Annotated in this window: 10 protein-coding genes; 2 read left to right on the forward strand and 8 right to left on the reverse strand. The window is 67.5% G+C overall.

The window, feature by feature from the left end; translation table 11 throughout:
• Positions 1 to 163: 163 nt before the first annotated feature.
• Both mutS and mutL read left to right on the forward strand, forming a co-directional pair.
• On the forward strand, positions 164 to 2,824 hold the full coding sequence (mutS, locus tag OO015_RS09630) for a DNA mismatch repair protein MutS (RefSeq protein ID WP_265941046.1): 2,661 nt from the start codon (positions 164 to 166) through the stop codon (positions 2,822 to 2,824).
• The gene (mutL, locus tag OO015_RS09635) at positions 2,821 to 4,548 is read left to right on the forward strand and encodes a DNA mismatch repair endonuclease MutL (protein ID WP_265941047.1); all 1,728 of its coding nucleotides are present in this window, start codon (positions 2,821 to 2,823) and stop codon (positions 4,546 to 4,548) included. The genes mutS and mutL overlap by 4 nt, the downstream gene beginning before the upstream one ends.
• 73 nt (positions 4,549 to 4,621) lie before the next feature.
• Here the strand turns inward: mutL and fabF are convergent, their stop codons facing one another.
• From fabF to OO015_RS09675, 8 genes are all read right to left on the reverse strand, one after another.
• Entirely contained in the window at positions 4,622 to 5,869 is a 1,248-nt protein-coding gene (fabF, locus tag OO015_RS09640; protein WP_265941048.1) for a beta-ketoacyl-ACP synthase II, read from the reverse strand.
• A 19-nt stretch (positions 5,870 to 5,888) separates the two neighbouring features.
• Positions 5,889 to 6,839 (reverse strand): ACP S-malonyltransferase, encoded by a 951-nt coding sequence (gene fabD / locus OO015_RS09645; protein ID WP_265941049.1) that lies wholly within the window; start codon positions 6,837 to 6,839, stop codon positions 5,889 to 5,891.
• A gap of 936 nt (positions 6,840 to 7,775) precedes the next feature.
• The gene (locus OO015_RS09650) at positions 7,776 to 8,102 is read right to left on the reverse strand and encodes a VUT family protein (RefSeq protein WP_265941050.1); all 327 of its coding nucleotides are present in this window, start codon (positions 8,100 to 8,102) and stop codon (positions 7,776 to 7,778) included.
• Between the two features lie 68 nt (positions 8,103 to 8,170).
• A complete protein-coding gene (ftsH, locus tag OO015_RS09655) occupies positions 8,171 to 10,141 on the reverse strand; it encodes an ATP-dependent zinc metalloprotease FtsH (protein WP_265941051.1) in 1,971 nt (656 codons plus the stop codon).
• A gap of 267 nt (positions 10,142 to 10,408) precedes the next feature.
• Positions 10,409 to 10,822, reverse strand: coding sequence for a nuclear transport factor 2 family protein (locus OO015_RS09660; RefSeq protein ID WP_265941052.1), 414 nt, complete (start codon positions 10,820 to 10,822; stop codon positions 10,409 to 10,411).
• A gap of 5 nt (positions 10,823 to 10,827) precedes the next feature.
• A complete protein-coding gene (locus OO015_RS09665; protein WP_265941053.1) occupies positions 10,828 to 11,511 on the reverse strand; it encodes a zinc ribbon domain-containing protein in 684 nt (227 codons plus the stop codon).
• Between the two features lie 56 nt (positions 11,512 to 11,567).
• Positions 11,568 to 12,071 carry a cupredoxin domain-containing protein gene (locus OO015_RS09670; RefSeq protein WP_265941054.1) on the reverse strand — a complete coding sequence of 168 codons (504 nt, stop codon included), beginning with the start codon at positions 12,069 to 12,071 and terminating at the stop codon, positions 11,568 to 11,570.
• Between the two features lie 8 nt (positions 12,072 to 12,079).
• Positions 12,080 to 12,601, reverse strand: a complete 522-nt coding sequence (locus OO015_RS09675; RefSeq protein ID WP_265941055.1) for a hypothetical protein — start codon at positions 12,599 to 12,601, stop codon at positions 12,080 to 12,082.
• Between the last annotated feature and the right edge of the window lie 2 nt (positions 12,602 to 12,603).

A 12,603-nucleotide genomic window follows, 5' to 3' on the forward strand; every position in this document is an offset into this window, starting at 1 on the left:
TCGATCCGCAGCGGGGTTCCTCGTTTCCGAGCGCGCACGACAGCCGCCGCTCGAGCCCGCCTCGCTACCGCGCTACCTGTCGCCTGTGCCGCCTCGTCACCGCCTCATGGGCACCGTATTCTTAACGGCGATGCCGCACGAGGGACGGGGAGGACAACGGCCGATGACCCATCGGACACGAGCTGCCCAGCCGTCCGCACGCTCCCTGCGCACGGGCGACTTCGGCGACGACCTCGTTCCCTCGCGGCGGCAGTACCTCCGCCTCAAGGCACAGTACCCGAACGCGATCCTGCTCTACCGGCTCGGCGACTTCTACGAGGCCTTCGATCGGGATGCTGAGATCGTGGCTCGCGACGCCCGGATCACGCTCACCTCGCGCTCGTTCGGGCGCAACGGGCGTGTTCCCATGGCCGGTATCCCCCACCACGCGCTCAACGAGTACGTGAGCCGCCTCCTCGCTGCCGGACACACGGTCGCCATCGCCGAGCAACTGAGCGAACCGGGCAAGGGCCTGGTCGAGCGCGCTGTCACGCGTGTCTTGACCCCCGGAACGGTCGCCGAGGCTGCTCTTCTCCCGGCGAACGAAAACCGCTATCTCGCGGCGATCGCCCCACTCACGGATCGCATCGGCCTCGCCTGGGTCGACGTCAGCACCGGCGAGTTCGCTGCCCTGGAAATCGACGGCTCGGAACGCGAAACGGCGCTCGCCGAGGAACTCGCGCGACTGGCCCCCGCCGAGTGTCTCGTTCCCGACGACCAGACGCACCCGCCAGTCAGCGCTGGCCGGATCACGCGCGTCGAGCGCTGGCACTTCGATCCTGACCGCGCTGCCCAGCGACTCCGAACGCACTTCGGCACCCGAACCCTGGCGCCCTTCGGATGCGAGCACCAGCCGGCCGCGACGGCAGCCGCCGGTGCCATCCTGGTCTATCTCGAGCGCACGAATCCCGCGCTGCTTCCCCTTCTCACCAGTCTCCGTACCGAACTGCCGGGACGCCGGGTCGGCCTGGACGCAGCGACCCGCCGCAATCTGGAACTCACGCGCAGCTTCCGCACCGGCGGCACCCGCGCCTCGCTCATCGGTGTCCTCGACCTCACGGTCACGCCGATGGGCGCACGAGCGCTTCGCCGCCTCGTCAACGAGCCGCTGCGCGATCTGGCGGAGATCCAGCATCGACAAGAGATTGTCGCCGCACTGGTCAGCGCGAGCGAAGTACGACGACGCCTCGAGCAGATCCTGCTCGGTGCCGGCGATCTGGAGCGACTCACCAGCCGGATCGTGCAGGGCAACGGGAGCGTCCGCGACTTCCTCTCGCTGCGCCAGGCCCTCGCCACTGCCGAAGCCGTCATCGGCACGCTCCAGGCGAGCGACGAACCAGCGCTCCGTGCCCTCGCCGCCGAGACAGCATGCTGTACCGATCTCGCCGCCATCCTCGAGCGAGCAGTGGTCGAAGATGCCGACGGCGCACGCATTCGCCCTGGATTCAGCCCCGAACTCGATACCGCACTCGCGACCGTCCAGCAGGCTAGGCAGTTTCTCGCCACGCTCGAACAACGCGAGCGCGAGCGCACCGGCATCCGCTCGCTCAAGGTCGGCTATAACAAGGTCTTCGGTTACTACATCGAAGTGACCCGCCCGCACCTGGCCCGTATCCCGTCCGACTACGTCCGAAAGCAAACGATCGCCACTGGTGAGCGGTTCATCACGCCGGAGCTCAAGGAGGCCGAGGCGCGCTTGCTTACCGCCGAAGCCGAGATCGCCGAGCTCGAACGTGCTGCCCTGGCTCGCCTGACGCACGAGGTGACCGCCCGCGTCGACGCACTTCTCCGCCTCGCCCACTGGCTCGCCCGACTCGATGCCTTCCGCTCGCTCGCTGAGGCGGCCGTCCGGTACGGCTGGACCCGGCCGCACCTCGACGAAAGCGACTGCCTCGAGATCGAGGCAGGGCGCCACCCGGTCGTCGAAGCGCTCCTCGACGGCCAACCGTTCGTCCCCAACGATTGCCGGCTGGGCGGCGAGCACCCGCGCATCGTCCTGGTGACCGGGCCGAACATGGGCGGCAAGAGTACCTATCTCCGCCAGGTCGCACTCATCGTCCTGCTCGCCCAGATCGGCTCCTTCGTGCCCGCCCGCGCCGCCCGCATCGGCCTCGTCGACCGCATCTTCTGTCGCGTCGGCGCCCATGACGACCTCCCGGGTGGTCAGAGCACGTTCATGGTCGAAATGGTCGAGACGGCGACCATCCTTCGCCAGGCCACGCAGCGGAGCTTGGTGATCCTCGACGAAGTCGGACGCGGTACCGCCACCCAAGACGGACTCGCAATCGCCCGCGCCGTCCTCGAGGACCTCCACCACCGCGTCGGCGCGCGCACGCTCTTCGCGACGCATTTCCTCGAACTCACCACGCTCGCCGATGAGCTGCCCAGCGTCGCCAATGCCCACGTCGCGGCGATCGAGCATGACGGACACGTCGTCTTTCTCTACCGCGTTCTTCCCGGCCCGGCTGACCGTGCTTACGGGATCCACGTGGCCCGGTTAGCTGGCCTACCATCCTGGGTCGCTGACCGTGCGGAGTCCCTCCTCGGCGAGCCGCCATCCAGACGCTCAGCTCGCCCGCAGTTCAGCGACTGCAGGTTCGCGCGATCGTCAGCTGCCTACCAGCTCGCGCTCCCCGGCTTCCCCGATGGGAGCGACGTGGCCCACGCGCTGGCTCGTGACCTGATCGCGCTCGATCTCACGCAAATCTCGCCACGCCAGGCGCTCGACTGGCTCTTCGCGTGGCAGGCACGGCTCCGTGGAACCGTAACCGAAGGGACAGCATGACCAGGCAATCACCTGCCCGGCGCGCTATTCGCATCCTTCCCCCACAGGTCGCCGCCCGTATCGCTGCAGGCGAGGTGATCGAGCGCCCAGCTTCGGTCGTCAAGGAGCTGGTCGAGAATTCCCTGGACGCTGGGGCGACCCGCGTCCGCATCGACATTCGCCGCGGTGGCCTTCACGAGATCCGCGTGAGCGACGACGGTTGCGGCATTCCACCCGACGAGCTGCCACTCGCTGTCCAGCGACACGCGACGAGCAAGCTCCTGGAGGACGATCTCGAGCGCATCTGCACGCTCGGTTTCCGGGGCGAAGCGCTCCCCAGCATCGCCGCTGTCGCCGAACTCACCATCGCCAGCGCGACGACCGAGAGTCCCGTCGGCCGCCAGCTCGTCCTCTTCGGAAGCCAGCTCCTCGCCGATCAGCCGATCGCACATCCGCCCGGCACCACGGTGACCGTCCGCCGTCTCTTCGAGAACGTCCCGGCCCGCTTGGCAACGATCCGGAACGAGCGAGCCGAAACAGCCGAAATCGCACGGGTCGTCCAGCGACTCGCGCTCGCAGCTCCGCACGTCCGCTTCACCCTTACGGTCGACAGTCGGACCGTGCTGGCCACCAGTGGCAGCGGCGATCTGCGCACGACCGTCCTCGAGGTATACGGGACAGCGCTCGCTGACACCTTGCGCGAACTGGAGCCGTTCGAAGTCGCGGGAGCTCGCTTCTCCGGACTCGTTACCGCACCGGAACTCACCCGCGGGAGCCGCAATCACCTGCATGTCATCGTCAACGGGCGCTGGACGCAGCCGCGCACGTTGCTCGCACTCGTCGAAACAGCCTACCGCCCGTACCTCCCACGCGGTCGCCATCCGATCTTGATCGTGGTCATCGCAACGGCACCGGAACTGGTCGACGTCAACGTACACCCAGCCAAGCTCGAGGTCAAACTCCGTACTGAACGCGAAGTCGCCCAGGCACTCGCCCAGCAGCTGAGCGAGCTGCTCGCCCGCACCCCGCGAGCCTTCGCGTTCAAACGCGACGTCCACCAGCTCGACCCCCTACGGCCGCGTCTCGCAGAACCAGCGACGCCGTACGACGAGACGGAAGAGCGCGAGATCGTGACGCCCGCCTTCCCGCCGCTTCGGCTGATCGGCCAGCTCGCCAACTGCCTCGTCCTCCTCGAGGGCCCGGACGGTCTCTACCTGATCGACCAGCACCGCGCCCACGAGCGGATCCTGGCTGAGCGCTTGCTCGCTCACGCCCAAGCGCCGCCCACCGATCCCGTACCGCTCCCCGAACCGATCCTCATCGACGTCCGGCCAGCCCATCTCGAGCGCTTCCAGGACTGGATCGACCGGCTGGCGCCGCTCGGCTTTCAGTGCGAGCCGTTCGGCCCGCACTCCTTCGTACTGCGTACCGTACCCGAGTTGCCGGGGATCGCCGGAAACACGCACCTGCCAATGCAGCTCGGCGACCTCGCGGAACTCGCTCCCGCCTTACTCTCCCTCGCTAGTGAGCCCGATGACGATGACAGTGACGATTGGTATCAGCGTTGCCTCGTCCAGCTCGCCTGCCGGACCGCTGTTCGCCGTGGTAGGCCGCTCACCCGTCCTGCCATGCGCGCGCTCGTCCAAGCACTCGGCGAGACCAGCGCACCAGCCGTCTGCCCGCACGGCTCGCCGGTGGTCCTGCGCGTCGACCGAGACCTGCTCGCCCGGCAGTTCGACTGGTAACCGGTGCCAGCTCGCTCGTCACACCAGACGAGGCGCGCACACCCACGTGTGGTGGGCTTCATGCCCCCGAGACTCACGCACCCGCGTCCTCGTAGGCGCGAAAGACCGCGACCGCGTTCTGTCCACCGAAGCCGAACGCGTTGGCGATCGCCACCCGCACCGGCATTTCGCGTCGGACGTTGGGAACGTAGTCCAGGTCGCACTCCGGGTCTGGGTTCTCCAGATTGACCGTCGGCGGGACGACACCGTCCCGGATCGCCAGGGCACAGACCACACCGGAGACCGCGCCAGCCGCCCCGACCAGGTGCCCGATCATGCTCTTCGGCGAGCTGATCGCGACCCGATAGGCATGCTCGCCGAAGACCGCTTTGATCGCCTTGGTCTCCGTCACGTCGTTGAGCGGCGTCGAGGTCCCGTGCGCGCAGATGTAGTCCACGTCCTCGGGCCGCAGCTTGGCGTCTTGCAGCGCCAGCCGCATCGCACGGGCCGCGCCCAGTCCGTCCGGATCCGGCGCGCTCACGTGGTAGGCGTCCCCCGTCACCGCACCGCCGGCGAGTTCGCAATAAATCCGTGCACCCCGACGGCGCGCATGCTCCTCGGTCTCCAGGACCATCACCGCGCAGCCCTCGCCGAAGACGAAGCCGTCGCGATCCTTGTCGAACGGCCGGCTCGCCTTCTGCGGCTCCTCGTTCCGGCGCGAGAGCGCGCCCATGTTCGCGAAGGCCGTCACCGCGACCGGCGCGAGGCCGGCTTCCGTTCCACCAGCGATCATGACATCGACCTCGCCCAGCCGCAGGAGGCGCAGCGCGTCGACGAATGCCTGCGTCCCGGCGGCACAGGCTGCGACCGAGGCCATGATCGGGCCGGTGATTCCGTAGACGATCGACACCTGACACGCCGCCATGTTCGGAGCGAACATCGGCACGAAGAATGGGCTCACCCGACTCGGCCCGCGCTGGTAGAACGTGACGACTTCTCGCTCCATCGTCTGGATACCGCCGCCGCCGGTGTTGATCATCACGCCGATCCGCTCGGCATTCTCTCGCGTGATTTCCAGCTGTGCATCGCGGATCGCCTCGCGTGCCGCCGCGACCGCGAACTGCGAGAACCGGTCCATGCGCCGGGCCGCCTTGAAGTCCATGAAGTCGCGCGGATCGAACCCTTTCACCTCGGCAGCGATCTGCACCTCGAGGTTGCTCGGATCGAAGCTCTGGATCCGGTCGATTCCCGACTCGCCAGCCAGCAAGCGCTGCCAAAACGTCGGCACGTCCAAACCCAGTGGCGTGATCGCCCCGAGTCCGGTTACGACGACGCGGTGCACCTGAACCCCCTCGTCCGCACTATGGCTCGAAACCGAGATCTTTCATCGAATACGCCTCGACGTCACGCTGGATCTTCTTCACCAAACCGGTCAAGACCTGTCCAGGGCCGACCTCCAGGAACGTCGTCACTCCGCGACTCCGCATCTCGCGGACAGTCGCGGTCCACTGCACCGGAAGCGCCACTTGACCCGCCAGCTCCCGGCGAATTTCCTCGACGGTCGAGAGAATCCTGCCGGTCACGTTGGCCACGATCGGGATCTCCGGCTCGCGCAACGGGATACGAGCCAAAAGTTCCGCCAGCGCCTGCGCCACCCGTTCCATCAGCGGCGAGTGCGACGCGACCGTCACGCCGAGTCGCACCACCCGCTTGGCTCCACGCTGCGCGGCCAGCTCCATCGCCCGTTGCAGCGCGCGTTCTTCACCGGAGATCACGAGCTGGCCGGGCGCATTGTCGTTCGCCACTACCACGAGACCCAGTTCGCTCGCTTCGCGACACACTGCCTCCAGCGCCTCGCGCTCCAACCCGAGTACCGCCGCCATCCCACCAGGCCGCTCCAGACTCGCCTCGCGCATCAAGCGGCCACGTTCTCGCACCAGCCGCAGGGCATCCTCGAACCGCAAAGCGTTCGCTGCGACGAGCGCGGTGAACTCACCCAGACTGTGCCCAGCGAGGACGAGCGGCTGGAGCGATGTACCGAGTTCGTGCAAGCGCTCCCGGATCGCCTCCAGGTAAGCGAGGCTCACGGTCAGGATCGCGGGCTGGGCGTTCGCCGTATCTGTCAGTTCCTCCACTGGCCCTTCGAAACAGAGACGCCGGAGCGGCATGCCGAGGATCTCCTCCGCCTGCGCGAACACGCGCCGGGCCGCTTCGGAGAACTGATGCACCCGCTGCCCCATCCCGACATGCTGGCTCCCCTGACCGGGAAAAAGCAGGGCTAACCGCTTCTGCAGGAGCCCGCTCAGTTCCATCGCCGCACCTCGCCCTCACCCACCCGCCCTCGTTCGCTGTCGCCGTATCGTAACACACACCTGCGAGCCGGGTCGGCTGTCGAACGAGCGTCCCCGAGCGCGACCGAACGAGGCGTGCCTCGCCGCACTCCAGTAGCGATAGGTGCCCCCACACTAATGGTCTCTTCTGCCGCTGCCCACAGCAACCTCCAGGCCACGCTCGCTCTGCGTAGAAGTCAGGCGTGCCTGACCCGTTCGACCTTCGCGGGCGCGAAATCGTTCCCGTTCCCGCGTCCTCGGTGCGGCCCGCCGCCGATCGCGACGGACCCCGTCCCCCTCTCCCCCACGGTGCGGGAGAGGGGGTGTCAGCCGGGCGACACGTATCACGTAGGGACACCTACCGATCGGCCACCTGCCGCCATCGATCACCGTCACCCCCTGTAGGGGTCACGCGTGCGTGACCCGTCCGGCCCGTCAGGGCCGGGAACCGAACCCGATCCCCGCGCCATGCGGCGCGGCCGGGCGACGCACGCGTCGCCCTGAAGAAGACAGCGTGGGATCCTTGGACGACGGTCGGCTGCCCATCGCCCACCTGCGCCCCATAGGCCCCGTCGTTCCTGTAGGGGTCGGGCGTGCCCGACCCCGCGGGTCAAGCGTGCCCGATCCGCCCAGCCCATCAGGACTGGGAACGGGAACACGTACTCGCACCTCCGGTGCGGCTGAGCGCGGCACGCCGCGCCCCCCTGCGGAGAGGGAACGTGGTCGATGACGAGCGGTCGCCTGCAAACCGCAGCAGCACGACCAACCGCGCACCGGCGTCCCTGGAGGGGTCACTCGTGCGTGACCCCTCGGGTCAAGCACGTCTGACCTGCCCGGCCCGCAGGGCCTCGACACCGAATCCGTTCCCGTGCTGACTCACCCATGACGCGGCGCAGTCCAGCCGGAACGGTGGAAAGATCACCCTGTCGTCGTACGTGTCGATCCCTTCGACTCGCTTAACGCGTTGACCTCGAGAGAGGTGAACGGTGTCGCGAGCGCCTCGTAACTCGACTTGACCAGCCACGCCATCGCCATCGTGCGTACCAGACCCTCCCCGGCCACCGTGCCGATGAAGGTGCCAGTGAGGAAGACGAGCGAATCGAACCGTTGCTTGATCGGCGTCGAGCCGATCGTCCCTATCCACGCGCATCGACCGTGCGTCCCGGCCTGGTAGCGTGACAACACAGCGGAGTTCGCGAATGGCTCGACTCGGTAGGCGAGGAACGACGTGACGGGCAGTCGCAACCTGTAGCCGCGGCGACACGGCCACGGTATTCCAGCTCGAACCGGAAGCGCGCGGGTTCTGTCGCGTCTCAGCGTTCGTCGACCGTCGCGACCGGCTGCTCCCCCAGCACCTCCCGGATCTTCTCCGGACCCACCGTCTCTTCGGCGATCAAGAGCTCCGCCAGCCGGTCCAGTTCCGCCCGGTGCTCCCGCAGGATCCGTTCCGCTCGCTCCATCGCCTCGTCCAGGAGCCGCCGAACCGCCTGGTCCGCCCGATCGAGCGTCGTCGTCCCGATGCTGTGGTCCTGCACGATCTCCCGTCCCAGAAAGACGTGCTGCTCGCCGAGCCCCAGGTACACCGGCCCGAGTTCTTCGCTCATCCCCCACAACCCGACCATGCGCCGCGCTAGCTGTGTCGCTTCCTTCAAGTCGTTCTGCGCACCGGTCGTCACCTCGTTGAACACCAGCTGCTCGGCCGCGCGGCCGCCCAACAGCACCGCCAGTCGCCCGAGCAGTTGGTTGCGCGTGTAGTTGAAGCGGTCTTCCTCCGGTGCTTGCACCGTCACGCCCAGCGCGCGACCGCGCGGCACGATGCTGATCTTGCGCAATGGGTCCGAGCCAGGCGTGAAGTAGGCCACCACCGCATGCCCGGCCTCGTGGTAGGCCACCAGCCGTCGCTCTTCCTCGCTCATCAGGAGCGAGCGCGTGGTTCCGAGAAGGATCTTGTCCAGCGCCTCCTCGAAGTCCGACCGATCGACCACCTCCTTGCCGCGACGCGCTGCAACCAGCGCCGCCTCGTTCACCAGGTTGGCGAGATCAGCCCCCGAGAACCCGGGTGTCGCTGCCGCCAGCGCGTCCAGATCCACATCCGGTGCGATCGGAATACCCCGCGTATGGATTCGCAGGATCGCTGCGCGCCCTCGCTTGTCCGGCAATCCCACCACCACCTGCCGATCGAACCGACCCGGTCGCAAGAGCGCCGGGTCGAGCACGTCCGGCCGGTTGGTCGCGGCGATCACGACGACGTCGGTGTGCGCCTCGAACCCGTCCATCTCGACCAGCAATTGGTTCAATGTCTGTTCGCGTTCGTCGTTCCCGACACCCAGACCCGCGAACCGCTGCCGTCCGACTGCGTCCAGCTCGTCGATGAAGATGATCGACGGAGCCTGGGCCTTGGCACGCTCGAAGAGGTCTCGCACCCGGCTCGCCCCCACACCGACGAACATCTCGACGAACTCGGAAGCGCTGACACTGAAGAACGGCACCCCCGCCTCACCAGCCACCGCCCGCGCCAGCAGCGTCTTCCCGGTACCCGGTGGCCCGATGAGCAACACGCCGCGCGGCAACCGCGCACCGATCCGGTGGTACTTGGCGGGATTCTTCAAGAAATCGACGACCTGAGCGAGTTCCGCCTTCGCTTCCTCCTCACCAGCCACGTCGGCGAACGTCACCTGCGGCCGTTCCACGTCGTACACGCGCGCCCGCGAGCGGCCAAAGCTGAAGACGTTCTGCTGCCCACGACTCAAGTTCCGACCGAGCAAGACGAGCAACCCGATCAAGAACACGAACGGTAAGACGCTCAGGAGGAGCGACGGCAACGACGCGCCGCCCGACGCGCGTGCCGAGAACAGGACGCCGTGTTCCTGCAGCAGCTGGGCGACCTCCGGCTGCGTGTTTTCCGGTATCACTGTCCGGAAACGCGTCACTTCGCGCACCGCGCTCCCAGCGACCGCTTCCGGTAACGGCTCGTCCGGGAAATAGACCACGCCATTGGCGATCCGCAGCGGCTGGTTGAATTGCCCCTCGACCGTCTGCCCCGCGATCGTCGCCTGCGAGACGAAACCCCGCTCGACCGCCTGCACGAAACTCGAGTAGGCGACCTCCGGCTGCGGCCCGCTCGAATCCGGCCGGAGCAGCGCGTACACGTTGTAGAAGACGATCAACCCGATGATGATCCAGAGGAGACCGAAGCGCGAACCGAGCGGCCCTCGGGGGAACCGTAATCCCCGGTTGTGCTGCTGTTCGCGTCGTTCGCGTGCTGTCTGGTTACGTTCGTCCATGACCGAATCCTCGACCCATTCTAGCCAGGCTTCTTCGTCTCGCCTTGGCCGGTTCTTCCTCATTGTACTTGCGGAACCGACACGGCATCCGAACGACGCACGAGGCAGCCGCAAGAATGCCGGCTGCCTCGCACGTGAGGAGGAGATGAGACAGGTGTGCGACGGTGGGGCCAGGGCTCGTTCGCGTTACCCCGGCACCATGGAGTATGCCATACTCCGCACGACCCGTCCAGCCCCTGACATGGCGACTTCGTGAACGCGGAAACGTCAGGCGATGCCCCGTTCGCGCAGCAACGCCAGCAGGCCAGCCAGATCGAAGTAACAGGCCTGCCGCACGATGAGCCCACCGCGCACCGTGAAGAACGCTGCCATCGGCTGGCTCACCCGCTCGCCCTCGTGCGTCGCCGTCGCGACCAGCTCGACCGCCACCTCCTCGCCGTCGGCAACGAGCCTCCGCACCGCTGCCCAGCTGTCCGGCCAGGCCCGCTCGCTCGCTTCGAGAAACGCCCGCAGCGCCTCCTTGCCGCGCAGCTCGGTGCCAGCTGGACTCGGACCGGGCGCCCAGAGGACGATATCGTCCGCGCAATACTGCAGCGCTGTCTCCAGGTCTCCCCGGTTCAGCGCCGCCAGTACGGTCCGCACGACTTCGGCGGGCTCGCCCACTGCGCTCTCCGCTCTCATCCGCACTATCCGCCGACCGGCTCGAGCGTTACCCGCAACACACCCGGCTCGAGTGCGACACCGGTCGCCCGCATCCCGCCAGCTGCCAGACGCTCGTCCAGAGCCGCCTCGAACCGCGCCGTCACATCGCTCGCCCGGAGAGCCAGGCCGAGCGGCCCCTCGACCCGCGCATCCGCGAGCACGATGCGACCACCCTCCACTCTCGGATACGCCCGATAGGTGGCGCTGATTCCGTAGACCCGCATATGGACCGCGATGCCGTCCGCATCGATCTCGGCCCGGGGGTCAGTGGCTGGCCGCAACGCTGCCGCATGTTCCGCTAGCCAGCGGTTCAATTCCGCTTCGGTCACGATCAGCGTCCCGGCGTCCACACTGTCCCCTGTCGGCGCGACGTCTGCGGCGCCCGCTGTCGCCGTCCCCTGCGGTCCGGAGCCACCCCTTTCGGGCACAGCTGGCCCCGGCGCCCTCGCTGGCTCCCGCGCCACGAAGGCCGTCACGGCCAGCACCACCAGAATCGCTGCAACGAGCGTCGACGCGCAGCCGAGGAGTCGCGCACCGATGCTGTATCGCTGGTATCGACGTACCTGCCGCGCGACCGGCTGCACCGTCGCCTGCCGTCGGAACGGCCTCCCACAGGCGACACACGCTCCACCCGGCGGCTGCTCGGTCCCACAGGTCGGACAGTACATTCCCTCTACCGCCCTCGCTGCATCCTATCAGCCGCCGGGCAAGCATACCGCAGCGGTCACCGCACGATGACCCGTCCGACCATCTCCGGATGGAGCGTGCACCAGTAGTCGTAGGTTCCCGGCTTTGTCAGAGTGACCGAGTAGCTCGTCCCGCCTTCGAGGAGCCCACTGTCGAACGATCCGTCCTTCGCGGTCACCGTGTGCGTCGTCGGCGACTCGTTCCGCCAGATCACCGTCGTCCCGACCTCGACAGTTACCTCGGCCGGCTCGAAGCCGAAGTTCACCACGCGAATCTCGACTGTCGTGCCTGTCGCCGTCTGCTGGGCAACCGGCACGGAAGCAGTCATGTCCGGCGGGCTCGGCATCGCTGCCGGAGCGGTTGTCACGGCCGACGGACTCGGCGAGACCGCTGGCGAGACGCGTACGGACCCGGTCTCGTATGGTCCCCCATAACCACCGGCTGAGCTCTCGTTCTCGACCGTTCCGGTACGCGGGCTGCTCCCGCAACTCGCCAGCAACACGACCGTGCAGAGGGCAACAACGAACCAGCACCGTCTCATCGCGCGCCTCACCGCCAGGCTCGACGGAGCCCAGCACCGCCGATGACCAGCAACAGACCGACGATCGCCGTCACCGCGACGGCCCAGAGTGACACCCCTCGCGGACCCGCACCGGTCGCCGGGGCGAGCTGGGACCGGATCTCACCGCAGGCAACGTAGGTACTGATCTCCTGCTGCGACTTGTGGACATTGATCGCGAACTGGCCAGCGAGAAGTTGACTCAACGGCACATCGACGACCGTCTCCGAGCGTCCGTTCATGACACTTTGAAGCGGATACTTCGGCTTCGGGTTGAGATTCGCACAGGTCCCTTCATGAATATGGGACGGTTGCGCAACTCCCGCTGGCGGATTGGAGAGCGTGACTACCACACGCGTCTGGTTTCCCTCCGCAGCGAGGACCGCTGTTCCCGACTGTCCCGAGCCGTTTTGCTCGCGGAGCTGGATCGTCACCGATTCTTGCGCCGCCGCCGGCACTGCCAGCGCGACGAACCCGACCACGATGACGAGCACGCGTACGAACCACCGCATGG

The organism is Thermomicrobium sp. 4228-Ro, from assembly GCF_026241205.1.
Lineage (GTDB): Bacteria > Chloroflexota > Chloroflexia > Thermomicrobiales > Thermomicrobiaceae > Thermomicrobium.

Coding starts and splice junctions, on each gene's coding strand:
- OO015_RS09665 (WP_265941053.1), bottom strand. CDS start 11,511: ATGTACTGTCCGACCTGTGGGACCGAGCAGCCGCCGGGTGGAGCGTGT.
- mutL (WP_265941047.1), top strand. CDS start 2,821: ATGACCAGGCAATCACCTGCCCGGCGCGCTATTCGCATCCTTCCCCCA.
- mutS (WP_265941046.1), top strand. CDS start 164: ATGACCCATCGGACACGAGCTGCCCAGCCGTCCGCACGCTCCCTGCGC.
- OO015_RS09670 (WP_265941054.1), bottom strand. CDS start 12,071: ATGAGACGGTGCTGGTTCGTTGTTGCCCTCTGCACGGTCGTGTTGCTG.
- ftsH (WP_265941051.1), bottom strand. CDS start 10,141: ATGGACGAACGTAACCAGACAGCACGCGAACGACGCGAACAGCAGCAC.
- OO015_RS09660 (WP_265941052.1), bottom strand. CDS start 10,822: ATGAGAGCGGAGAGCGCAGTGGGCGAGCCCGCCGAAGTCGTGCGGACC.
- OO015_RS09675 (WP_265941055.1), bottom strand. CDS start 12,601: ATGCGGTGGTTCGTACGCGTGCTCGTCATCGTGGTCGGGTTCGTCGCG.
- fabD (WP_265941049.1), bottom strand. CDS start 6,839: ATGGAACTGAGCGGGCTCCTGCAGAAGCGGTTAGCCCTGCTTTTTCCC.